Source organism: Achromobacter animicus (assembly GCF_902859585.1).
In the GTDB taxonomy this organism is placed as follows: Bacteria; Pseudomonadota; Gammaproteobacteria; order Burkholderiales; family Burkholderiaceae_B; genus Achromobacter; species Achromobacter animicus.
In genome coordinates, this window is sequence record NZ_CADIJM010000002.1 from 70,202 (window position 1) to 93,291 (window position 23,090).

Below are 23,090 nucleotides of genomic sequence, written 5' to 3' on the forward strand. Positions count from 1 at the left end.
CTGAAGATCAGTCCAGCGACAGCTTCAGCTTGTCGATCACCTGGTCCCAGCGCGCCTTTTCGTTCTTGATGCGGTTGGTCAGGGCTTCCGGCGTCGACGGGGCCGGCGTGAAGTATTGCAGCGCCAGCTGCTTGCGCACGGCCTCGCTATTGATGATGCGCGCCAGTTCGCTGTTGAGCCGTTCAATGATCGGCGTGGGCGTGCCGGCCGGCGCCAGGATCGCATTCCACGAGATGGCTTCAAAGTCCGGATAGCCCTGCGAGGCCATGGTGGGCACGCCGGGCAGGGCGTCGCTGGGCTGCAGGCTGGTCACGGCCAGCAGCTTGACCTTGCCGTCGCGCGCCTGGGGTACGGCGATCGCCGGCACCATGAAACCGGCCTGCACGTCGCCGCCGATGATGGCGGTGATGACCTGCGGAAAGCCGGAATACGGGATGTGGGCCAGGTCCACGCCCGCGCGTTCCTTGAACATCTCCATGGCCAGGTGGGCCGAACTGCCCGGACCGACCGATCCGTAATTCAGCGAGTTGCCGCGGCCCTTGACCAGCTTGACGAAGTCCTGGACGTTGTCGACCTTGAGGCTGCCCGGCACCACCAGCACGTTGGGGCTGGTGCCGACCAGCGATACCGGCTCCAGGTCGGTCAGCGGGTCGTAGCCCAGCGTCTTCTTATAGAGCGTGGGCGCCGTGACCAGCGGGCCGTTGATCGTGTAGAGCAGAGTGTAGCCGTCGGGCTTGGCCTGCGACACCATGCGCGTACCGATGTTGCCGCCGGCGCCCGGCTTGTTGTCGATCACGATGGGCTGGCCCAGGGCCTGGGACAGCGGCTCGGAAATCGTGCGCGCCAGGATGTCGGGCGACGAGCCGGGCGGGAAGGGCACGACCATGTGGATCGGGCGCTCGGGCCAGTCGGCGTGGGCGGCAACGGGCAGGATGGCGGCCAGGCTCAGGCAAAGGCCACGCAGCAGCGGGCCGACCCGGAACTTGCGGGTTTGCGTCATGAAGGATGTCTCCTCGGGGTGGGTGTCGTGTCTTGTTGTGGAAGCGGGATGGACGGGCGCGATCTAGGCGGCGCCGATGGCCTCGCCGGAGCCGGCGCCCAGTCCTTCATAGCGCGCATCCCGCGCCAGCAGGGCCGAGACGGCGGTCATGGGCGCGACGCCTTCGAACAGCACGGCGCACACCGCTTCGGTGATCGGCAATTCGACATTGATGGCGCGGGCGCGGTCCAGCGCGGCGCGGGCGCAGCGCACGCCTTCGGCGGTGATGCCGCTGGCCAGGATGTCGGCCAGCTTGCGGCCCGCGCCGATCTCCAGGCCCACGCGCCGGTTGCGCGACAGCTCGCCGGTGGCGGTCAGCACCAAATCGCCCAGGCCGGTCAGCCCGGCGAAGGTTTCGGCCTGCGCGCCCAGCGCGACGCCAAAGCGGGTCATCTCGGCCAGGCCGCGGGTGATCAGGGCCGCGCGGGCATTGGTGCCCAGCGCAAGGCCGTCGCCAATGCCGCAGGCAACCGCAATGACGTTCTTGAGCGCGCCGCCGACTTCGACGCCAACCAGGTCGGTGCTGGCGTAGACGCGCAGCGCCGCGCCATGGAAGGCGGCGGTGGTGGCTTCGCGCAGGGCGGGGCTGCTGCTGGCGACCGTCAGGGCGACGGGCAGGCCCTGTGCGACTTCGCGCGCGAACGAGGGGCCCGACAAGGCGCCGCCGGTCGCGCCGGGCAGGGCCTCGCGCATGATTTCGTGGGGCAGTCTGGCCGTGTCGGCCTCAAAGCCCTTGCACGTCCAGACGATGGGCGTGTCTTGCAGTCCCAGTGCGGGCAGCCGTTGCGACAGCGCCTCGCAGATGGACGTGAGACCCGCGACGGGCACGCCCAGCACGATCAGACGGCGCGCGGCGTCGTCCTGCAGGGTGCGCAGCGTGGCGTCCAGATCAGAGGAATATTGCAGCGTCTTGGGCAGGGAAATGCCCGGCAGATAGCGGGCATTTTCGTGGGTGGCGGCCATGGCGGCCGCTTGCGCGGCTTCGCGCGCCCAGAGCTGGGTGGGGTGGCGGCGGCTGGCGGCCGCCGCCAAGGCGGTGCCCCAACTGCCCGCTCCCAGGACGGCGACGCGCAAGCGCGGCTCGGCGGGTTGGTTCATGGGGCGCCGCGGGGTGCTTACTGGCGGGTGGCGCCGGGGGGCAGGATGATGCCCGATTCGGCGCCGTTGGCGCCGGCGGCCTGCTGCTGTTGCAGTTCGGCGATGCGTTGCTCGTACAGAGCCTGGAAGTTGACTTCGGTCAGGTGCAGCGGCGGCATCGAGGTGCGGGTGATCGCATCGGCGATGTTGGCGCGCAGGTACGGGTACAGCATCGTGGGGCAGACAATGCCCAGCAGCGGATCGAGTTGCTCTTCGGGGATGTTGGCCGCTTCGAAGATGCCGGCTTGCGTGCCTTCGACCAGGTACACGACCTTGTCGTTGATGCGCGTGGTGACGGTGACGGTGACCGTGGTTTCGAACACGGTTTCGGCCAGGCGCTGGCCGCCCACGGTGATGCTTACTTCGACCTGCGGCGCTTCCTGCTCCAGGAACACGTGAGGCGCGTTGGGCATTTCCAGCGAAAGGTCTTTCAGGTAGACGCGCTGCAGATTGAACGAGGGCGCGTCGTTGCCGCCTTCTTGCTGGGTGTTTTGGTCTTGATCAGCCATGAGTGTTTCCGTTGGTGGGAGAGGCAAAAAGGGGCGATTAGCCGTTCAGCAAGGGGGTCAGTCCACCCGAGCGGTCCAGGGCTATCAGGTCGTCGCAACCGCCGACATGGGTATCGCCGATGAAGATCTGCGGGACGGTGCGCCGGCCGGTGCGTTCGATCATGACATCGCGCTGGGACGGTTCGCGGTCGATCTGGATGATTTCCAGGTCGGCCACGCCACGCTGCTCGAGCAGCGCCTTGGCGCGGGAGCAATAGGGGCAATAGTCCTTGCTGTACATGACGACTTTGTTCATAGGGCGCTCCTGTGGGTACAAGAATAGGTAGATGAGGGCAAGTCCCCCTGCTTCAACCCTTCTGGGTTACCGGCAGGCTGGCGGCCGACCAGGCACGCATGCCGCCTTCCAGCGGCACGACGTCGGTGAATCCCTGGGCGCGCAGCTTGGCGGCGGCGCGGGCCGAATCGCGGCCATTGTCGCAAACCACCACCAGCGGCTTGTTCTTGGGCAGCGAGCCGGCCTTCTGCTCGAGGTCGGCTGCCGGCACGTTTCGTGCCTGAGCGATATGACCGGCCTGGAATTGCTCGACGGGGCGCACGTCGACCCACACGGCATTGCGCTGGTTGACCATCTGGATGGCTTCAGTCGTGCTGATGGCGGACCCGGTCCGGCCCTTGCGCAGGGCGGGAATGATCAGCATCACGCCGGAAACCACGGCGACGGCGACGATGAAGATGTTGTTTTTATCGAGCAAGAATTGCAAAAGGTCCACGAAGGCTTCCTGTAGTACGTCGGCGGGCGCTACGTCGGCTTGCGGGTGGGCAAGTCTTCCGGCCAGCCTGGTAGGGGCGAACCCTGATGCGACGCGTCCAGGACATGGACGCGGTGCGCCGGGGCAAAATCACGGGCAAAATCACTCAATTATAAAATGAGCGCATTCCTTAACCATCCTCCAACTTTAACCCGCCCGGCGGGCGCCCCAAACCATGCACAAACTCGTACTGATGCGCCACGGTGAAAGCCAGTGGAATCTTGAAAACCGTTTCACCGGCTGGACCGACGTCGACCTGACCGACACTGGCCGCGAACAGGCCCGCAAGGCGGGCGAACTGCTCAAGAAAGAAGGCTTCACCTTCGACCTGGCCTACACCTCAGTCCTCAAGCGCGCCATCCGCACCCTGTGGATCGCCCTGGACGCTATGGACGCCATGTACACCCCGGTCGGCGTGAACTGGCGCCTGAACGAACGCCACTACGGCGCCCTGCAGGGCCTGAACAAGTCCGAAACCGCCGCCAAGTACGGCGACGAGCAGGTCCTGATCTGGCGCCGCGCCTACGCCATCGCCCCGGAGCCGCTGTCGCTGGACGACGAACGCCACCCGCGCTTTGACAGCCGCTACGCCAAGATCCCGGCCGACCAGCTGCCCGCCACCGAGTGCCTGAAGGACACCGTGGCCCGCGTGCTGCCGTTCTGGAACGACTCCATCGCCCCGGCTATCCGCTCGGGCCGCAAGGTGTTGATCGCCGCCCACGGCAACAGCCTGCGCGCCCTCATCAAGCACCTGGACAACGTGTCGGACGACGACATCGTCAACCTGAACATCCCGACCGGCCAGCCGCTGGTCTACGAACTGGATGATGACCTGCGTCCGATCCGCCACTATTATCTGGGCGATGCCGCCGAGATCGAGGCGGCCATGGCTGCGGTCGCAGCTCAGGGCAAGGCCAAGAAGGACTGATATCTCTATGCGTCGCACGGCGGGGTTGTTGTTGGCGGTCATGTTGGCCAGTGGGACGCTGCCTGCGCGCGCCGCGCCCAGTGACCTCGCCGGGCGTCAGTCCGACGCCGAAAAGCAGCAGGCCGCCTTGCGCGACCGCATCGAGAGTCTGCAAAAGGACATCGACGACCGCGAGGCGGCCCGCAAAGAGGCCGCCGACGCGCTCAAGCAGTCGGAATCGTCGATTTCCCGCATCAACCTGCGGCTGAAGGAACTGGCCGACGCCAACCGCAAGGCGACGGCCGATCTCGCGTCGCTGGAAAAGCAGATCACCGCGCAGGAGGCCGTGCTGGCCAAGCGCCGCGTCGAACTGGCCGACCAGCTGCGCACCCAATACACCAGCGGCCTGTCGCCCTGGACGGCGCTGCTCTCAGGCGACGATCCCCAGGTCCTTGGCCGCAATCTGGGCTATCTGGACTACGTGTCCCGTGCCCGGGCCGACGCCGTGAAAGCGCTGCGGACCGACATCGACCGGCTGGCCGCCCTGCAGGCGCAGGCCGACGAACGCCGCGCCGAAATCGAAAAGGGGGTCGCCGAAACCTCCGAACAGAAAACCGCGCTGGTCGCCCAGCAAAAAGAGCGCGCCAGCCTGCTTGCCCAGCTTGAAGGCCAGATCGCCGCCCAGCGCGCCGAGGCCAACAAGCTCGGCCGCGACGATCAGCGCCTGTCGCGGCTGATCACCGATCTGGACGCGGCCATCGCCAAGCAGATCGAGGAAGCCCGCAAGGCCGAAGAAGCGCGCAAGCGCGCCGAAGAAGCCCGCCGTGCCGAGGAAGCGCGCCGCGCGGCTGAAGAAGCCCGCCGCGCCACCGAAGAGGCCAAAAAGCGCGCCGAGGCCGAACGCCGGTCGCAGGACGCGCGCCGCAAGGCCGAGGCAGACCGCAAGGCCGCCGAAGACGGCGCGCGCCGCGACAGCGAAGCCCGCGAGGCCGCCCAGGCGCGCGAACAGGTCGAAGCGGCAGCCCAGAAGAACCGCGGCCCGGTGGCCGTGGCCGACCCGGACGCCGCCGGCCTGCGTCCCGCCGAGCAGCGGCAGACCCGCATCGGCGGCCCGGCCGATACTCCGCCGTCAACAAAACCCGCGGATCCCCCCAAAAAGGCGGAACCTGTTGAAGAGCCCGCCACTCCAACGCGCAGTGCATCGGCCCAGCAGACCGCCAAGGCGCCGCCGGTCGGCGGCGGCAACGGCCTGCGTCATGGGCTGGCCATGCCGGTGCGTGGCCAGGTGCAGGGCAGGTTCGGGGTGGATCGTCCGGACGGCGGCGTGTGGCGCGGCGTGGTGCTGCGCGCGGCCGAGGGCACGCCCGTCAAGGTAGTGGCCCCCGGTACTGTGGTTTACGCCGATTGGCTGCGCGGCTTTGGCAACCTCATCATTGTGGATCATGGCCAGCAGTACCTGACCGTCTATGCTTACAACCAAAGTCTGCTCAAACGGGTGGGCGATGCGGTGGCCGGCGGGGATACTATTGCTACCGTGGGCGCAACCGGCGGCCAAGTGGAATCCGGCCTATACTTTGAAATTCGCCATCGTGGCGCTCCAGTGGACCCGGCCCAATGGCTGGCGCAGTAGATGTGACGGCTGGTGCAGCCGGTTTGCTGGAATGCAATCGGCGTAAACGCTGTCGGTAAATGAATGTCGTTGGAAAAATACCGTTGGTAAATTACCAAACCCATCGGCGAAAACAAAATTCGGGAAGTGTGCATGGGCACTCGTAAGTTTCGCGGTTTCGGTCTGATTGCCATCGGTGCGGTGGCTGGTGTGTTGCTGAGTGTTGGCGTGACTGCGGTCGCCCAGCGCGGCAGCCCCCTGCCTCTGGACGAGCTCAGGCAACTGAGCAATGTCTTTGCCGCCATCAAGAACAACTACGTCGAGGCCGTCGACGACAAGACCCTGATCGACAATGCCATTTCCGGCATGGTGTCGAACCTGGATCCCCACTCCGCCTACCTGGATGCCGACGCGTTCCGCGAAATGCAGACCGCGACGCAAGGCGAGTTCGGTGGCCTGGGCATCGAGGTCGGCGCGGAAGACGGCTTCGTGAAGGTCATCTCGCCCATCGAGGACACGCCCGCGGCCCGCGCCGGCGTCATGGCGGGCGACCTGATCATCAAGATCGACGACACGCCCACCAAGGGCATGACCCTGAACGACGCGGTCAAGCTCATGCGTGGCGCGCCCAAGTCGCCCATCACCCTGACGATCATGCGCGCCGATCGCCCGCAGCCGATCGTCGTAAAGATCGTGCGCGACATCATCAAGGTGCGCAGCGTACGCAGCAAGATGCTGGACAACGGCATCGCGTACGTGCGCGTCGCCCAGTTCCAGGAAAAGACCGGCGCCGACCTCGCCCGCCAGCTCAAGGAGCTGGGCGCGAAGGAACCGCCCAAGGGCCTGGTGCTGGACCTGCGCAATGACCCGGGTGGCCTCCTGACCAGCGCCATCGGTGTCTCCGGCGCGTTCCTGCCGCCCGATGCGCTCGTGGTGTCCACGGACGGCCGCACGCCGGACGCCCGCCACAAATACCTGGCGACGCCGTCGGAATACGCCCGCGGCGAAAGCAACTACCTGTCCGGCCTGCCGGCCTGGACCAAGACGGTGCCGATGGTGGTGCTGGTGAACGTGGGTTCGGCCTCGGCCTCCGAGATCGTGGCCGGTGCGCTGCAGGACCACAAGCGCGCCAAGGTGCTGGGCAACCGCACGTTCGGCAAGGGCTCCGTGCAGGTGATCCTGCCGCTGTCCGAAACCACGGCGGTCAAGCTCACCACGTCTCGCTACTTCACGCCCAGCGGCCGTTCCATTCAGGCCACCGGCATCGAACCGGACTACGTCGTTGCCGATACGGCCGACGGCGACCTGTTCCGCCTGCCGCGCGAAGCCGACCTGCAACGTCACCTGTCCAACCAGCAGACCACCAACGAAATCAAGTCCAGCGCCGACCAGGACAACGTGGAACTGCCGGCCAAGGTGTTTGAATTCGGCGGCAAGGACGACTTCCAGCTTCAGCAGGCCCTGAACCTGCTGGCCGGCAAGCCGGTGCAGAAGGGCTCGGCCCGCGCCCAGGCCAAGGCTGACGCCAAGGCCGGCGGCGGAACGCCCCAGCGCATGAAGATCACGCCGACCGGAGTCGAGCCCAGCAAGGACAAATGAACGACGAGCAACTGCTGCGCTACGCCCGCCACATCCTGCTGGACGAACTCGGGATCGAAGGGCAGGAAAAACTGCTGGCGGCGCGTGTGCTCATCGTGGGGGCGGGCGGTCTGGGTTCGCCCGCCGCGCTCTACCTGGCCACCGCCGGCGTGGGCGACATCACGCTGGCCGACGACGATGTCGTCGAACTCAGCAATCTGCAGCGCCAGATCCTGCACACCACCGCAAGTGTTGGCCGGCCCAAGGCCGAGTCCGGCCGCGACATGCTGGGCGCCTTCAATCCGCAGACCCGCGTTCACGCCCGGGTCGAGCGCCTGAAGGACCAGGCCTTGTCCGATGCCGTCGCGCAGGCGGATCTGGTGCTCGACTGCACCGACAACTTCACCACCCGCCACGCCATCAACCGCGCCTGCGTGCAGCACCGCAAGCCGCTGGTGTCCGGCGCGGCCATCCGGTTCGACGGCCAGGTCAGCGTCTATGACCTGCGCGACGACAACGCGCCGTGCTACCACTGCCTGTTTCCTGAAGCCGACGACGTCGAGGAAGCCAACTGCGCCACCATGGGCGTCTTCGCGCCGGTGGTCGGCATCATCGGCAGCATGCAGGCCGCCGAAGCCCTAAAGCTGCTGTCCGGCGTGGGCGAAAGCCTGTCCGGGCGCCTCCTTTGGCTGGACGTGCGCACCATGCAATGGCGCAGCGTCAATGTGCAACGTGACCCCGAATGCGCGGTCTGCGGCCACCGGGGGCACGCCTGAAGTCTGTCGGTATTGAACCCAAGAACAATACTAAAGGTTTCAAATACCTGCTATAACGCCAGCCAGCCTACTGATTTCGGGTAGAGGGGCATGGACATGACGGCGTGGATACAGGACTGAAGTTCAGCCTGCCCAAGTGGCGGCTGACACGTTGGCTGACGCATTCCGGGCATGACACGCCGGCGGACATCCGCGCGGCGCTCATCGCCAGTCTGTTCGGCACGCTTCCCATTTTTGCCGGCGGGGTCATCAACACGCTGATGATCTCGGGCGTCGTCGCGTGGCGGCGGCCCGAACCGCTGTATATCTCGTGGCTGATCCTGGAGGTCGTGCTCGCGCTGGTGCGCGTCGTCATCCTGCGATCCGCGCTGCGAGCGGCCCCCAAGGGCGGCAATACCCACACCGATCTCTACATCCTGCTGGCGTTGTTCTGGGCGTTCAGCGTGGGCTATGGCGTCTTCATCACCTTGTTGAACGGCGACTGGCTGGCCGCGACACTGGCCGGCGTGTCCTGCGGCGCCATGGCCGGCGGGATCTGCTTCCGGAACTACGGCGCGCCCCGCCTGGTGGGCGCCATGATTTTCCTGAGTCTTGGCCCCATGTGCCTGGGCGCGCTCTTCACCGGCGAATGGGTCATGGCGATCGTGTTCATCCAGATTCCGTTCTATCTGATCAGCATGGTCATCGCCTCGCACCGCCTGAACCGCATCCTGGTGTCCACCATGTTGGCCGAGCGCGACAGTGATCGCCGCGCCAGCGAAGACGCGCTGACCGGCCTGGCCAACCGCGCCGGCCTGCAGGCGGCGCTGGAACGCGTGTGCTCCAGCGCACGCGGCCATGACAGCGCCGCGGCGCTGCTCTACATGGACATGGACGACTTCAAGCGCATCAACGACACGCACGGCCACGCCGGGGGCGATCAGGTGCTCAAGACCATCGCGGAACGCATGCGCGCCATGCTCCGCGTGGACGACGTCGCCGCGCGGATCGGCGGCGACGAATTCATCGTGCTGGTCACCGGCATCGACGCCACCGCCGCGCTGCGGCTGGGCGAACACCTGCTGCGAGACGTCTCGCAGCCCATCACGCTGGCAGACGGCAACCGCGTCTGCGTGGGACTGTCCATCGGCATCTCGATCCTGTCCGGCGCCAACCGCACCCCGCAGGGCGCGCTGGACTCCGCCGATGCCGCGCTGTATCGCGCCAAGGCGCAGGGCGGCCGCTGCTGCGTGGTGGATCAGAGCGGGCAGATCGCGGAAAGCGAAGGATTGCAGAGCGCGTCCGTCGCGGCTTGATAGGGAGCGCGGCTGTCCGAATCGGTCCGAATCGGTCCAGCTCCGTATTCCGCGTGCGGCGTGCCCGTTGCGCAGCGGATGCTTTCCAGACGCAACCCCACCGCGCTTCGGACGCATTCCAGCTTCGATCTCCGCCGCGCGTTCCCACTTCCCGATCCCGCCGGTGAGTTGCACTGGCCCCCTCACGAAACAACAAAGTTATCAGATAACCTGAAAAATATGCCTATAATCCGCCCATGTTGACCAAGAGCCTCACCCTCACCGAGCAGGTTGCCCGCCAGCTCGCCAGCGACATCGCGGATGGTGTCCATGCCGTCGGCGCCAAGCTGCCGGCCGGACGCGTGCTGGCCGAGCAATACGGCGTCAGCGCCGCCGTCATCCGCGAAGCCACAGAGCGCCTGCGCGCACAAGGGCTGATCCAGAGCCGGCAGGGTTCGGGCAGCACGGTCGTCTCGCGCACCGGGGCGCAAGGCTTTCAGGTGTCCACCGGCATCGCGGTCGACCGCAAGAAGCTCGCCAGCGTCTACGAACTGCGCATGGAACTTGAAGGCGGCGCAGCCGCCCTGGCGGCTGTCCGCAGCACGCCGCAGGACCTGGACGCCATGGCGTCAGCCCTCGCCTCGCTGCAAGCCCATCTGGACCACCCCGAGGCCGGCGTCGAACATGACATCGCTTTCCACGTCGCCATCGCGACCGCCACGCACAACAGCTACTACCAGGACCTTTTGCAATACCTGAACCTGCAGCTGCGCCTGGCGGTCAGCACCGCCCGATCCAACAGCCGCCTGCAAGATGGCCTGACCGCCGCCGTGCACCAGGAACACGTCGCCGTGTTCGAGGCCATCCGCGCCCGCGATCCGGACCGTGCCCGCCAGGCCGCCATCCGCCACCTGCAGCAAGCCGCCGGCCGCCTGCAACTCGATCTTCTCTCTCCCGCCGCATCCCACATCTCATGAGCGCATCCGACTTTTCTCAACGGCTGGTCCAAGCCCTGGGCCCCGACACCGTCTTCACCGACCCGGCCGACATCGCGCCGTGGCTGTCCGATTGGCGCGGCCTGTACAACGGCCAGGCCCAGGCGGTTGTGCGCCCGCGTACGACGGCCGAGGTCGCCACGTGCCTTGCCTTGTGCCAGGAAGCCGGCGTGCCGGTCGTGCCGCGCGGCGGCAACACCGGCCTGTGCGGCGGCGCCACGCCTGACGGCGGCGCCAGCAACGTCGTCATCAGCCTGGACCGCATGAACGCCGTGCGCGCCATCGACACCGTGGCCAACACCATGGTTGCCGAGGCCGGCGCCATCCTCGGCAATCTGCGCCGCGCCGCGCAGGACGCCGGCCGCCTGCTGCCGCTCAGCCTGGCCGCCGAAGACTCCAGCCAGATCGGCGGCAACGTCGCCACCAACGCCGGCGGCGTGAACGTAGTGCGCTATGGCATGGCGCGTGAACTGGTCCTGGGCCTGGAAGCGGTGCTGCCCACCGGCGAAATCTTCCACGGCCTGCGCACCCTGCGCAAAGACAACACCGGCTACGACCTCAAGCAATTGCTCATCGGTTCCGAAGGCACGCTCGGCATCATCACCGCCGTCGCGCTGCGCCTCTACCCGCGCACCGACGTGCGATCGGTCGTGCTGGCTGCCGTCGAATCGCCCGCGCAAGCGCTGCAACTCTTCGAGATCCTGTTCGAACAATGCGGCGCGCGCCTGCAGGCGTTTGAGTTTTTCACCGGCGATTGCCTGGACCTGGTGCTGACGCACGCCGAGGGCGTGCAGGAACCGTTCGAACAGCGCTACCCGGCCTACGTGCTGGTGGAACTGGCCGACACGACGGACGAAACCGCCCTGAACACGCTGCTCGAAAACGTCATCGGCACGGCGCTGGAACGCGGCCTGTGCCTGGACGCCGCGGTCTCGGCATCGCTGGCGCAGTTGCAGACGCTGTGGAAGCTACGCGAGGAAATCTCCGAAGCCCAACGCGCCGACGGCCCGCACCTGAAGCACGACGTGTCGCTACCGATCGAACGCATCCCCGACTTCATGCAGACCGCCGAAGCCCGCGTACGCGCGCTGTACCCCGACATCCGCCCCTTCATCTTCGGTCACTTCGGCGACGGCAACCTGCACTACAACCTGTCCCGCCCCGCAGGCGCAGACCGAAACTGGGTCGCTGAGCATGGGGCGGCGATCACGGATGCGGTGTTGGATGAAGTGAATCGGTATGGCGGGAGTATTTCTGCCGAGCATGGGATCGGGCAGTTGAAGCGGGAGCACTTTCTGCACAGCAAGGATGCTGTGGAGCTGCGGTTGATGCGGGAGATCAAGAAGGTGATGGATCCTGCGGGGATCATGAATCCTGGGAAGTTGTTGTAGGCTGCGTCAGATCTTCGTGGGTCGTATCAGAGCTTCGTATGCCGCATCAGATCTTCGTAGGCCGCATCAGATCTTCGTAGGTCATATCAGATCTTCGTAGGTCGCCCGACGCCGCGGTCACCGTGGGCACGATCGCCCACGATTGCGGTCCGGAGCCTTCGCTCCGGACTGCCCCGTTGTCATCCTCGTCCGCCTTCGGCGCCCTACGGATTCCCTCGGGCGCATCGACGGCGCTCGCGCCCACGGTGACCGCGACGCCGTGCTGCTAGGGTCTTTGGTATGGGGCGCTGCAAGACCTGTGTTCAGGGCAGGAAATCTGCGGGGCCGCCGGGTTGCTGCCGCCCGGGCGGCGGCAACCCAGCATCTGTCCCGTGGAACGTCGGGGCGGTGTGCGCTTGCGCGATGGCGGGGATCGGTTTGCTAATGGTGCTCGCCGACGGGGGAGGGGCCGTGATGGGCGGCGCGCGTCAACGGTCCGCTACAACCTGCCGACCCGTACGCGCGCCGCCCATCGGGCACTTGAGTTCAAGTGGCGATTAGCGTCGGTACTGGTTGAGTTTGGCGAGATCGTCCGCCGCTGCCTGTGTCTGACCTCGTCGCGATGGCGGTGTCTGACACCTCACTTGGTCTTACGAATTCGAGTCCGTGGGTGTCAGACACCCGACTTGGTCTTACGAATCTAGCGGTGTCAGACACCTGACTTGGTCTTATGAATCTGGCGGTGTCAGACACCCGACTTGGTCTTCCAAATCCGACGATGTCAGGCGGTATCTCAACCAGATGCCGCCACACGCGAAGCGTCATCGCCTCGACGCAAGACGACGCGTAAGCCCCCAAAGGCCGCCCGCGCGGCCGGCCGGGGGCGGGCACCGCAAGACGCTTCTCTTCCACCCCGCGGATGGCAAGAACCTAAAGAACCCGACTCGCCCCAACGCCCCGGAAGATTAAGCAACTCGAGCCCGGTGTGGCGTGGGCCTGGGGTGGGCGGGGCGTTTAGATGCGCCCGAGGGAAACCGAAGGGAGCCGAAGGCGTACGAGGTTGACGAAGGGGCAGTCCGGAGCGAAGGCTCCGGACCGCAATCGTAGCCCCGCCCACCCCAGGCCCACGACGCGCCGGGCGTCTAAAGAACCCGATCCGACGCAAGCCGCAAGCCGCAAGCCACACCCGCAACTCACTGCCGGTGATAAACCTCACTTCCTTTCTTCACAAACTCCACCGACTTCTCCTGCATCCCCTTCGCCAGCGCCTCTTTCTCGCTAACGCCCTGAGCCGCCGCATAATCCCGCACGTCCTGCGTGATCTTCATGCTGCAGAAATGCGGCCCGCACATCGAGCAGAAGTGCGCCACCTTCATCGAATCCTTCGGCAGCGTTTCGTCGTGGAATTCCTTCGCCGTATCCGGATCCAGCCCCAGGTTGAACTGATCATCCCAACGGAACTCGAACCGCGCCTTCGATAGCGCGTTGTCGCGGATCGCAGCCCCCGGATGCCCCTTCGCAAGATCAGCCGCATGCGCCGCGATCTTGTACGTGATGATGCCGTCCTTCACGTCCTTCTTGTTCGGCAGTCCCAGGTGTTCCTTCGGCGTCACATAGCAAAGCATCGCCGTGCCGTACCACCCGATCAGTGCCGCACCGATACCCGACGTGATGTGGTCATAGCCAGGCGCGATGTCCGTCGTCAGCGGACCCAGCGTATAGAACGGCGCCTCGTGGCAGTGTTCCAGCTGCAGGTCCATGTTCTCCTTGATCATCTGCATCGGCACATGCCCAGGGCCTTCGATCATCACCTGCACATCGTGCTTCCAGGCCACCTGCGTCAGCTCGCCCAGCGTCTTCAGTTCGGCGAACTGCGCCTCGTCGTTCGCGTCATAGCCCGAGCCCGGCCGCAGGCCGTCGCCCAGCGAAAAGCTCACGTCGTACGCCTTCATGATCTCGCAGATCTCTTCAAAGCGTTCGTACAGGAAGCTCTCCTTGTGATGCGCCAGGCACCACTTCGCCATTATCGAGCCGCCGCGCGACACGATGCCTGTCATCCGGTCTGCCGTCATCGGAATGAACGGCAGGCGCACGCCCGCATGGATCGTGAAATAGTCCACGCCTTGCTCCGCCTGCTCGATCAGCGTGTCGCGGAAGATCTCCCAGGTCAGGTCCTCGGCCTTGCCGTCCACCTTCTCCAGCGCCTGGTAGATCGGCACCGTGCCGATCGGCACCGGCGAATTGCGGATGATCCACTCGCGGGTTTCGTGGATGTGCTTGCCCGTGGACAGATCCATCACCGTGTCGCCGCCCCAGCGGATCGCCCACGTCATCTTCTCCACTTCCTCGCCGATCCCCGAGCTGACCGCGGAATTGCCGATGTTCGCGTTGATCTTCACCAGGAAATTGCGGCCGATTGCCATCGGTTCCACTTCCGGGTGATTGATGTTGGCCGGGATGATCGCCCGGCCGCGTGCCACTTCCGCGCGCACGAATTCCGGCGTGATCGCGGCCGGAATCGAGGCGCCGAACGATTGGCCCGGATGCTGGCGCAGCAGGCGCTTGACCATCTTCTCGCCGTCGGGACCGCTGTCGCGCAGCGTCTGCAGGTAGTGTTCGCGGCGCAGGCTTTCGCGGATCGCCACGTATTCCATTTCCGGCGTGATGATGCCGCGTCGCGCGTAGTGCATCTGCGACACGTTCGCGCCTGACTTTGCGCGGCGCGGCGGGCGCTGCAGGTCAAAGCGCATCGCCGTCAGCTTGGGATCGGTCAGACGCGACTTGCCGTAATCGCTGGTGGGACCGGACAGCAGCTCCGTATCGCCGCGCTCCTCGATCCAGGCGCGGCGCAGTTCCGGCAGGCCGCGGCGGATATCGATCTTGGCCTCGGGGTCCGTATAGGGGCCGCTACAGTCGTACACCGTCAGCGGCGGGTTCTTCTCGCCGCCGAACATCGTCGGCGTGTCGTCCTGTTCGATTTCCCGGAAGGGTACGCGGATGTCGGGGCGCGAGCCCACTTCATACACGCGACGGGATTTGGGCAGCGGTGCGACGGCCGCCGCGTCGACTTCGGCGGTAGCGGCCAGGAATTTGGGATTGGCGTTCATGGAAAGCTCCAAGCGAGTGGTTGGAGCCGATCGGGATGGACTCCCGTCCAGGCGTGCGAAGACGCGCGGCGGGAATACGCTCCCAGCATCGGCATTATCCGTACTGGTACGAAGGGACTCTCTCAACACGTCGCCGCCCTGAAGCGGGACGAGTACCCCTGCGTGAACGCGAAGTATAGAGCCAAGCGGCCTTGGCGCCTTCATCAATCTGTTGGGAATGCCGCAAGCCGCGTAAATAGGGCTTTTCAAGCAGGCTGGTATTACTGCTTTACATTTGGATTCAGTCTAGGCAGACACCGTCATGCAGGTTCGGTACACTTTTTTCCACCCGCCGCGTGTACAGTCTTAGAGTCTTACCGTTCGGCATCAGCCCACTTAAGAAGGAATCGAGCATGCAACTGAACCTACGCACTTTGGCGCCCGCCCTCGTTGTCGTGACATTGGCGCTAGCGGGTTGCAAGACCGCCCCGACTAAGACGTCCGACGCCGCGACCACGCCTCAGGCGGGCCAGCAATCCGCCACGCCCGCGACCGCCGCGCGCGTGGATTTCTATCTCGCCAAGCGTGAACCCGGCGCCGGCCTGCGTGAAGTCAGCCTCCCGGACGGCAAGCTCTATCTGCAGGAAACGCCCGTCCTCACGCGCGCCGACCTGACCGATGCCGCCGCACTGGTGGACCGCCAAGGCCAGAACTTTGTTGGCCTGCGTTTCTCTGAAGCCGGCACGCGCAAGCTCACCACCGTCAGCACGGCCAACGTCGGCAGCGTCCTGGCTCTGGTGATCGATCAGGAACTGGTTGCCGCGCCGCTGATCGGCGAACCGCTCAACCGCGGCGTGCTGGCATTCGGCGTGCCTTCGGCTCAAGCCGCTTCCGAGATCGCCGCCCGCATCCGTGGCGACGCCGCTCCCGCGGCAGGTGGCACGGCCCCCGCGCCGGCGCCCGCCGCCAAGCCCTGATTCAGGGCGCGCAAAAAAACCGGCTCATGTAGCCGGTTTTTTTTGCGCCGCGTTTTTGTCCGGAAGGGGCGGCGCATGTATCGCGGGCGTCCAACAAGAGCGGGATGAATGGTTCCGCGTGGACGACCGCCCGCCTGTATCGCAATCAGCCGATCTTGCGGCCGCGCGGCTTGATGCCGCGGCGAAGCAATGTGGTTTCGATGAAGGTCTGGGTCAACGCTTCGAGCAATGCCCGTTCGTCAGCCGTCAGCGACTCGAATTGCGAGGGCGAAATGTTGGGATAGGGCCAAGGCGCCTGCGGGCGGGGCCGGCCGCCAGGGCGCGGCGCGGCGTCGGACACGCCTGATACTGGCAAGGTATTGCTCAGGTCGTAGGCTTCCAGGGGAAGTTCCATGGGACCCTTGCCGGTCTCCAGCCATTCGACTTCGATCTTCAACACCTGCGCCAGCTTGCGCGCGGATCGGCTCGAATGCCGCAGACCACTTTCGTAGCTGCCGATAGCACTTTGGGAGATGCGCACCAAACGGGCGAGCGCCTTCTGCGTGTGGCCACGAAGAAGACGCGCATGCTTCAGTCGGTCTGAGAATGTTTTCACAGGGCGATTGAAGCTTGCAGGTCTGTCACGTTGGTGGATATAAGTAACACTAGGGTGATAACTTCTGAGGCGGTCGCATGTGGGAGCGGGGCAGCGTGTTCATCGTGCCATCTGAGAATGTGGCGGGGTGGCGTCTTGCCGCCGTGCTGCGCCAGTTTCAATGGGAGACCCGCGTCTTCGCATCGGTGGACGCGCTGCAGGAACACCTGCCTGACCAGGCGCCGGATCTGCTTGCGCTGCAGGGCCCGCGCGCCGGCATTGCCGACCTTGTCGGCCATTTGCGCCAGGCCGCGCCCGGTGCCCGGGTGGTGTGGCAGGACGGCAGCGCCACCGCGGCCGAGCGCGCGGCGGCGCTGGACGCGGGCGTCGATGCCTGTGTGCCGGTCGGCATGGAGCCCCTGGAATGGGATGCGCTCTTGCGCAGCTTGTACCGGCGTTCGCGATGCGGACCGGGCGCTTGGCGCGTCGTTGCGCCGGGGCGGGTGCTGGTGGGCCCAGCGGGTCAGCGCCTGCCGCTCACGCTGCGCGAGCGCGCCGTGTTGATGCGGTTGTTCAATGCGCCGGGCTACTGCCTGCATCGCGAAAACTTCTTTCCGGCGGAAACGCGCGACCCCCTGGACGGCGCGCGGCGCGTGGATGTCGTCGTGTCGCGGCTGCGCAGCAAGGCGCGCCGGTTCAATATCGAACTTCCGCTATTGGCGGTGCGGGGATGGGGGTACATCCTGCTGCCCGAAGGCGCGGGCAGGGCGCCTTCGGTGGCGGACGGCGTCTGACTTACAGCACTACCAGGTTGTCCCGGTGCATGAGCTCGGGTTCGGTCATGCTGCCCAGAATGCGCGCGATCTGCGACGACGGCTGGCGCAGGATGCGGCGCGTGTCGGCAGACGAATAATTGATCAGCCCGCGGGCGCATTCCACGCCCTTGCTGTCCACGCAGGCCACGACGTCGCCGCGGCCGAACTCGCCCTCGACATCGGTCACGCCGATGGGCAAGAGGCTCTTGCCTTCGCGCAGCAACGCTTGCACGGCGCCGTCGTCCAGCACGACGCGGCCGCGCAGCCGCAGGTGATCGGCCAGCCATTGCTTGCGCGCCGACCACACCGGCAGCACGGCCTGCAGTTCGCTGCCGATGCACTCGCCCTGGGCCAGTCGCGTCAGCACGTTGCGTTCGCGGCCCGAGGCGATGACGGTATGCGCGCCGCTGTGCGCCGCGCGCTTGGCGGCCAGCACCTTGGTCAGCATGCCGCCGGTGCCGATGCCGCTGCCCGCGCCACCCGCCATCGCTTCCAGCGCGGGTTCGCCGGCCTGGGCATGCGAAATGAATTTGGCTTGGGGATTCTTGCGCGGATCCGAGTCGTACAGGCCACGTTGGTCGGTCAGGATGACCAGCGTGTCGGCTTCGATCAGGTTGGTGACCAGCGCGCCCAGCGTGTCGTTGTCGCCCAGGCGGATTTCATCGGTCACGACGGTGTCGTTTTCGTTCACGATGGGCACGACGCCCAGACGCAGCAGCGCAAACAGGGTGCTGCGCGCGTTCAGATAGCGGTGACGGTCGGCCAGGTCTTCGTGGGTCAGCAGGATCTGCGCGGTGCGCAGGCCGTGTTCCGCGAAGGCGGCCTCGTAGGCCTGGCACAGTCCCATCTGGCCCACGGCCGCCGCGGCCTGCAGCTCGTGCATGACGGACGGGCGCTTGCGCCAGCCCAGGCGCGCCATGCCTTCGGCGATGGCGCCGCTGGACACCAGCACGATCTGCTTGCCCTGCTTGTGCAGGGCGGCGATCTGCGCGGCCCAGTGGGCGACCGCGGCGCGGTCCAGGCCTCGGCCTTCGTTGGTGACCAGCGACGAGCCGACTTTGGCGACGATGCGCTGGGCGTGGGTGACGACGGAAACGGCGGGTGATTCAGCAGACATGATGGCGGCCGGCTGCGGCGAAAAAAAGCGTAATCGAAAGGACTGCGATTATGGCTTATTCGTTACCGCCGCGCGGCGCCGCCGGCTTGTCCGCGTCGGTGCGCGTGTCGTCAAAGCGCGGGTCCGGCGCCACGTAGGTGCCTTCGGCCTGATCCTGCGCAAGCTGTTCCTTTTCGCGTTCGGCGTCCAGGTAGTCCTGCAGCGCGTAGATCAGGTCTTGCGTGCCCTCGCCCGACAGGCCCGAGATGCCGAAAACCGGACCCGTCCAGCCGTAGAGTTCCAGGAAGCGGCGCTTGGTGTCCTCGGGGTCCGGCACCATGTCCAGCTTGTTCAGGATCAGCCAGCGGGGCTTGGCGGCCAGTTCGGCGTCATAGCGGCGCAGTTCCTCGACGATGGCGCGGGCGTCCGCGACGGCCTGCTCGACCGGATCGGCGTCCGGGTCCGGCGTGGACACGTCCACCAGGTGCAGCAGCACGCGGGTGCGCGCCAGATGGCGCAGGAACAGGTGGCCAAGGCCGGCGCCTTCGGAGGCGCCTTCGATCAGACCCGGAATGTCGGCCACGACGAAGCTGCGCGACGGCGACGTGCGCACCACGCCCAGATTGGGATGCAGCGTGGTGAACGGATAGTCGGCGATCTTCGGCTTGGCGTTGGAAATGCGGGTGATCAGCGTCGACTTGCCCGCGTTGGGCAGGCCCAGCAGACCCACGTCGGCCAGCACTTTCAATTCCATGCGCAGGTAGCGGTGCTCGCCTTCCTTGCCCGGCGTCCACTGCTTGGGGGCGCGGTTCACGCTGGATTTGAAATGGATGTTGCCCATGCCGCCCTGGCCGCCGGCTGCCAGCACGACTTTCTGTTCGTGCTTGTTCAGGTCGAACAGGACTTCGCCGGTGTCGGCGTCATGGATGATCGTGCCCACCGGCACGCGCAGGGTGATGTCCGGGGCGGCAGCGCCGTATTGATCCGAGCCGCGGCCGTTTTCGCCGTTCTTGGCGCGGTGCAGGCGCGCGTAGCGGAAGTCGATCAGCGTGTTGATGTTGCGATCGGCCACCGCATAGATGGTGCCGCCGCGGCCACCGTCGCCGCCGTCGGGACCGCCACGGGGAATGAATTTTTCGCGGCGAAAGCTCGCCACGCCATTGCCGCCTTTACCGGCGACCACTTCAATGGTGGCTTCGTCTACGAATTTCATGGTGTCTGCGCGTGTAGTGGGTGAGGGCGGGCGTCCGTACAGGGAGCCGCCGGGAGGCAATCGAGAGCTTACTCGCCAATTGCCTTCAAACAAAAAAGCCCTGCCGCACGCGACAGGGCTTTTGCCGTTCGGGAAACGCGGCGGACCGCGTTCCAGATCGTATGCAACCGCGGACGTGAGGTCCGCGGGCTTGCCAACCGATTACTCGGCAGCGACGATCGAAACGGTCTGCTTGTTCAATGCGCCCTTGAAGCCGAATTGAACCTTGCCGTCGACCAGCGCGAACAGGGTGTGGTCCTTGCCCATGCCGACGTTCACGCCAGCGTGGAAGCGAGTACCGCGCTGACGCACGATGATCGAACCAGCGGGAATGAGTTCGCCGCCGAATGCCTTGACGCCCAGACGCTTCGATTCTGAGTCGCGTCCGTTCCGCGTAGAGCCGCCGCCCTTTTTCTGTGCCATGTTTAGCTCCTGCTAAGTGGTACCGAGTCGCTTCTTAAGCCGTGATGGCTTCGATGCGGATTTCGGTGTAGTTCTGACGGTGGCCCTGACGCTTCTGATAGTGCTTGCGACGGCGCATCTTGAAGATCTTGACCTTGTCGTGGCGGCCTTGCGCAAGAACCGTTGCCTTGACCACGGCGCCGGAGACGAGGGGCGTGCCAACTTTCAGTTGGTCGCCTTCGCCCACGGACAGCACTTGGTCCAGGGTGATTTCTTGCCCAATGTCAGCCGGTATCTGTTCTATCTTGAGTTTTTCGCCAGCGGCAACGCGATACTGCTTGCCACCGGTTTTTACGACCGCGTACATGGGGTGTTCCTTAAATAGGTAAATGGGTTCGTTCGTGTGGCCTGCCCTGCTGGGCGAGGGTGCCTTGCTGAACCGTCCTTGCCAAATGCCCGAAGATTCAGGGCTGACCAGGACGTCAGGTGGCATACACGAACAACCGACGTAATTCGGCCATTGCTGACCGAATCCGAGATATTAGCCCGGGACTTTTGGAAAGTCAAAAAGCTGTTGCAGGCTAAGGGCTTAGGTGTGGCGTGAAGGCTTCAGACAGCCGGGATCACGCGCAGCGCAATGTCGCGCGCCACCCGGCGGATGCCGTCCATGGCCGCTTGCCGGTGGGCGTCGTCCAGCCGGTCGGTCGGGATGGACGTGCTGACCGCGACCCGCTTGCCCAGCGGCGTCACGCCGACAAAGGCCGCAAAGCATACGAGGCCGGTGGCGACTTCCTCCCGGTCCTGGGCCAGACCCTCTCGGCGCGCATCTTCAAGCTCGCGGTGCAGGTGCGCGGCGTCCGAGATCGTGCGGTCGGTGACGCGGGGCAGGGTCTTGGGTAGCCGGACGGCCAGCTCCTCGGGCGTCAGGCTGGCAAGCAGCGCCTTGCCCAGCGCGCAGGCATGTGCGGGCAGCCGCAAGCCTAGGTCCGACACCAGGCGCACGGGCCGGCGCGCATCTTCCCGCGCCAGGTACACCACGTCAAAGCCATCCAGCGCCGCCAGTTGCACGACCTCGTTGCAGCGGTCCACGAAGGCGGCGGCCGAGTGGTGAAACGCCGCTTGCAGACCATCGTGCCGCAGGTAGGCGGCGCCCAGCGCCATCAATTCCAGTCCGATGATGTAGCCGCCGTCCTGGCGTTCGACCCATCGGCGTTGCTCCAGGCAGTCGAGCAGCAGGTACAGCGTGCTCTTGGGCATCTCGCAGGCCCGCGCGAGTTCGGCGGCCTTGACCGGCGTGGGGCGGCCCGACAGCACGCGCAGGATGTCGTGGGTGCGGCGGATGGCGGGGACGTCGTAATCGGCAGCCATGATTCCAATAGGTTGGACATAAAAGCAGGATGTTGGACATGATAAATGAAGTCTCCTAGACTGGTTCGCCATGCCGATGGGTGAGCCGCGTTGCGGGGATCCCCATGCCGCATGGATTGCGCGTGTCGGGCTGCCATGCCCGACACGCGCAATCCATGCGACCGTGCCACCGACGCCCGGGCGGTGACCCGGCGCAAAACAATCACGCGCCCGCCGCCCGGACGGGCATCACGCGAGGAGACACCATGAACGACAACACCCTGCTGCCCGCCGACCTGCCCGACGCCCTGTTGGTGGGCCGCGTCTGGCGCCCCGATCCTGCCGGCGGACCCAGCGTGGTCGTTGTCCGTGCGGGCGAGGTGATCGATATCACCGCCACGGCGCCGACCGTATCCGACCTGCTGGACCATCCCGACCGCGTGGCCGTGGCGCGCGAGGCCAAGGGTGAGTCCCTGGGCGACGCGCACGCCCTCATGGCGGCCACGCTGCAAGGCGCCGACGGCCCGCGCCTGCTGGCGCCGTGCGATCTGCAGCCCGTAAAGGCGGCGGGCGTCACCTTTGCCATCAGTCTGCTGGAACGCCTGATCGAGGAAGAGGCGGGCGGCGACGCCGGCCGCGCGGAGGAAATCCGCGTGCGGATGCAGGCGCTGATCGGCTCGGATCTGTCCCGGCTGCGCCCGGGATCGCCCGAAGCCATCCGCCTGAAAGCCGAAATGATCGAGCGCGGCCAGTGGTCGCAATATCTGGAAGTGGGCATTGGCCCCGATGCTGAAGTCTTTTCCAAGACACCGCCCATGGCCTCGGTGGGATTCGGCGCGCGGATCGGCGTGCTGCCGGAATCGCAGTGGAACAACCCCGAGCCGGAGATCGTGCTGGCGGTCGACAGCCGGGGCGAAGTGGTGGGCGCCACCTTGGGCAACGACGTGAACCTGCGCGACATCGAAGGCCGCAGCGCGCTGCTCCTGACCAAGGCCAAGGACAACAACGGGTCCTGCGCCATCGGTCCGTTCATCCGGCTGTTCGATGGCGGCTTCACGCTGGACAGCGTGCGCGATGCCGACGTCTCGCTGCGCATCGAAGGCCCCGACGGGTTCGAGCTGGACGGCGTCAGCCACATGCGCGAAATCAGCCGCGATCCGCTGGACCTGGTGCGCCAGACTTTTGGTGCGCACCATCAGTATCCCGACGGCTTCATGCTGTTCCTGGGCACCATGTTTTCGCCGTCCAAGGACCGCAAGGGCCCTGGCACCGGCTTCACCCACGTGACCGGCGACCGGGTCGTCATCGCCTCGGAGCGCCTGGGCGCGCTGGTCAATGAAGTGCAACTAGCCACCGAAATCCCGCCCTGGACGTTTGGCGTGCGCGCGCTTTACGCCAACCTGGCCGCGCGGGGGCTGCTGCCGTACGGGCGCTGAGCCCGCCGCTGGATCCGACCCGGGGCAGGGCCCGCGGCGCCGGGCCTTGCCGCTTGCGGCATGCGCGCCCGGAATTCCCGCGCACTCCCCGTATAATCCACG

The 23,090-nt window shown here is 66.0% G+C and carries 22 protein-coding genes; 10 read left to right on the top strand and 12 right to left on the bottom strand.

The annotated features are described in order from the left end of the window. Positions 1-7: 7 nt before the first annotated feature. From HV681_RS05165 to HV681_RS05185, 5 genes are all read right to left on the bottom strand, one after another. On the bottom strand, positions 8-1,000 hold the full coding sequence (locus HV681_RS05165) for a Bug family tripartite tricarboxylate transporter substrate binding protein (protein ID WP_175122077.1): 993 nt from the start codon (positions 998-1,000) through the stop codon (positions 8-10). A 63-nt stretch (positions 1,001-1,063) separates the two neighbouring features. After that, positions 1,064-2,137: an NAD(P)H-dependent glycerol-3-phosphate dehydrogenase gene (locus HV681_RS05170; RefSeq protein WP_175122078.1), complete on the bottom strand. Its 1,074-nt coding sequence runs from the start codon at positions 2,135-2,137 to the stop codon at positions 1,064-1,066. A 17-nt stretch (positions 2,138-2,154) separates the two neighbouring features. Next, positions 2,155-2,685: a protein-export chaperone SecB gene (secB, locus tag HV681_RS05175; RefSeq protein WP_175122079.1), complete on the bottom strand. Its 531-nt coding sequence runs from the start codon at positions 2,683-2,685 to the stop codon at positions 2,155-2,157. A gap of 37 nt (positions 2,686-2,722) precedes the next feature. Then, positions 2,723-2,980, bottom strand: a complete 258-nt coding sequence (gene grxC, locus HV681_RS05180; protein ID WP_175122080.1) for a glutaredoxin 3 — start codon at positions 2,978-2,980, stop codon at positions 2,723-2,725. A 52-nt stretch (positions 2,981-3,032) separates the two neighbouring features. After that, positions 3,033-3,455 carry a rhodanese-like domain-containing protein gene (locus tag HV681_RS05185; protein ID WP_175122081.1) on the bottom strand — a complete coding sequence of 141 codons (423 nt, stop codon included), beginning with the start codon at positions 3,453-3,455 and terminating at the stop codon, positions 3,033-3,035. Positions 3,456-3,669: 214 nt separating this feature from the next. Between HV681_RS05185 and gpmA the strand changes: the two genes are divergently transcribed. From gpmA to HV681_RS05220, 7 genes are all read left to right on the top strand, one after another. Next, positions 3,670-4,422, top strand: a complete 753-nt coding sequence (gpmA, locus tag HV681_RS05190) for a 2,3-diphosphoglycerate-dependent phosphoglycerate mutase (RefSeq protein ID WP_175122082.1) — start codon at positions 3,670-3,672, stop codon at positions 4,420-4,422. A 7-nt stretch (positions 4,423-4,429) separates the two neighbouring features. Then, the gene (locus tag HV681_RS05195) at positions 4,430-6,031 is read left to right on the top strand and encodes a peptidoglycan DD-metalloendopeptidase family protein (RefSeq protein ID WP_175122083.1); all 1,602 of its coding nucleotides are present in this window, start codon (positions 4,430-4,432) and stop codon (positions 6,029-6,031) included. 132 nt (positions 6,032-6,163) lie between these two features. Continuing rightward, positions 6,164-7,609 (top strand): S41 family peptidase, encoded by a 1,446-nt coding sequence (locus HV681_RS05200; RefSeq protein WP_175122084.1) that lies wholly within the window; start codon positions 6,164-6,166, stop codon positions 7,607-7,609. Beyond that, entirely contained in the window at positions 7,606-8,364 is a 759-nt protein-coding gene (locus HV681_RS05205; protein WP_108005846.1) for a HesA/MoeB/ThiF family protein, read from the top strand. The genes HV681_RS05200 and HV681_RS05205 overlap by 4 nt, the downstream gene beginning before the upstream one ends. A gap of 104 nt (positions 8,365-8,468) precedes the next feature. Continuing rightward, positions 8,469-9,659, top strand: coding sequence for a GGDEF domain-containing protein (locus HV681_RS05210; protein WP_175122085.1), 1,191 nt, complete (start codon positions 8,469-8,471; stop codon positions 9,657-9,659). Positions 9,660-9,895: 236 nt separating this feature from the next. After that, complete coding sequence (locus HV681_RS05215) at positions 9,896-10,615, top strand: FadR/GntR family transcriptional regulator (protein ID WP_175122086.1); 720 nt, start codon at positions 9,896-9,898, stop codon at positions 10,613-10,615. Beyond that, on the top strand, positions 10,612-12,024 hold the full coding sequence (locus tag HV681_RS05220; RefSeq protein WP_175122087.1) for an FAD-binding oxidoreductase: 1,413 nt from the start codon (positions 10,612-10,614) through the stop codon (positions 12,022-12,024). The genes HV681_RS05215 and HV681_RS05220 overlap by 4 nt, the downstream gene beginning before the upstream one ends. A gap of 1,172 nt (positions 12,025-13,196) precedes the next feature. Here HV681_RS05220 and thiC read toward each other — a convergent pair. Continuing rightward, a complete protein-coding gene (gene thiC, locus HV681_RS05225) occupies positions 13,197-15,110 on the bottom strand; it encodes a phosphomethylpyrimidine synthase ThiC (protein WP_175122088.1) in 1,914 nt (637 codons plus the stop codon). 392 nt (positions 15,111-15,502) lie between these two features. On the opposite strand from thiC, the gene HV681_RS05230 reads away from it, so the two are divergent. Next, positions 15,503-16,066, top strand: a complete 564-nt coding sequence (locus HV681_RS05230; protein ID WP_175122089.1) for a SecDF P1 head subdomain-containing protein — start codon at positions 15,503-15,505, stop codon at positions 16,064-16,066. Between the two features lie 145 nt (positions 16,067-16,211). Here HV681_RS05230 and HV681_RS05235 read toward each other — a convergent pair whose 3' ends face one another. Then, complete coding sequence (locus tag HV681_RS05235) at positions 16,212-16,661, bottom strand: helix-turn-helix transcriptional regulator (RefSeq protein WP_175122090.1); 450 nt, start codon at positions 16,659-16,661, stop codon at positions 16,212-16,214. Between the two features lie 95 nt (positions 16,662-16,756). Here HV681_RS05235 and HV681_RS05240 point away from each other — a divergent pair, with 95 nt between their 5' ends. Beyond that, complete coding sequence (locus tag HV681_RS05240; RefSeq protein ID WP_254594889.1) at positions 16,757-17,434, top strand: transcriptional regulator; 678 nt, start codon at positions 16,757-16,759, stop codon at positions 17,432-17,434. Between the two features lies 1 nt (position 17,435). Here HV681_RS05240 and proB read toward each other — a convergent pair whose 3' ends face one another. From proB to HV681_RS05265, 5 genes are all read right to left on the bottom strand, one after another. Beyond that, positions 17,436-18,572, bottom strand: a complete 1,137-nt coding sequence (gene proB / locus HV681_RS05245) for a glutamate 5-kinase (RefSeq protein WP_175122092.1) — start codon at positions 18,570-18,572, stop codon at positions 17,436-17,438. A 55-nt stretch (positions 18,573-18,627) separates the two neighbouring features. Continuing rightward, positions 18,628-19,764 carry a GTPase ObgE gene (obgE, locus tag HV681_RS05250; protein WP_175122093.1) on the bottom strand — a complete coding sequence of 379 codons (1,137 nt, stop codon included), beginning with the start codon at positions 19,762-19,764 and terminating at the stop codon, positions 18,628-18,630. Between the two features lie 201 nt (positions 19,765-19,965). Continuing rightward, positions 19,966-20,226: a 50S ribosomal protein L27 gene (gene rpmA, locus HV681_RS05255; protein WP_006389959.1), complete on the bottom strand. Its 261-nt coding sequence runs from the start codon at positions 20,224-20,226 to the stop codon at positions 19,966-19,968. Positions 20,227-20,260: 34 nt separating this feature from the next. After that, positions 20,261-20,572, bottom strand: coding sequence for a 50S ribosomal protein L21 (rplU, locus tag HV681_RS05260; RefSeq protein WP_006216228.1), 312 nt, complete (start codon positions 20,570-20,572; stop codon positions 20,261-20,263). Between the two features lie 242 nt (positions 20,573-20,814). Beyond that, on the bottom strand, positions 20,815-21,573 hold the full coding sequence (locus HV681_RS05265) for an IclR family transcriptional regulator (RefSeq protein WP_175122094.1): 759 nt from the start codon (positions 21,571-21,573) through the stop codon (positions 20,815-20,817). Positions 21,574-21,818: 245 nt separating this feature from the next. Between HV681_RS05265 and HV681_RS05270 the strand changes: the two genes are divergently transcribed. Further along, complete coding sequence (locus HV681_RS05270; RefSeq protein WP_175122095.1) at positions 21,819-22,988, top strand: fumarylacetoacetate hydrolase family protein; 1,170 nt, start codon at positions 21,819-21,821, stop codon at positions 22,986-22,988. Positions 22,989-23,090 lie beyond the last annotated feature (102 nt).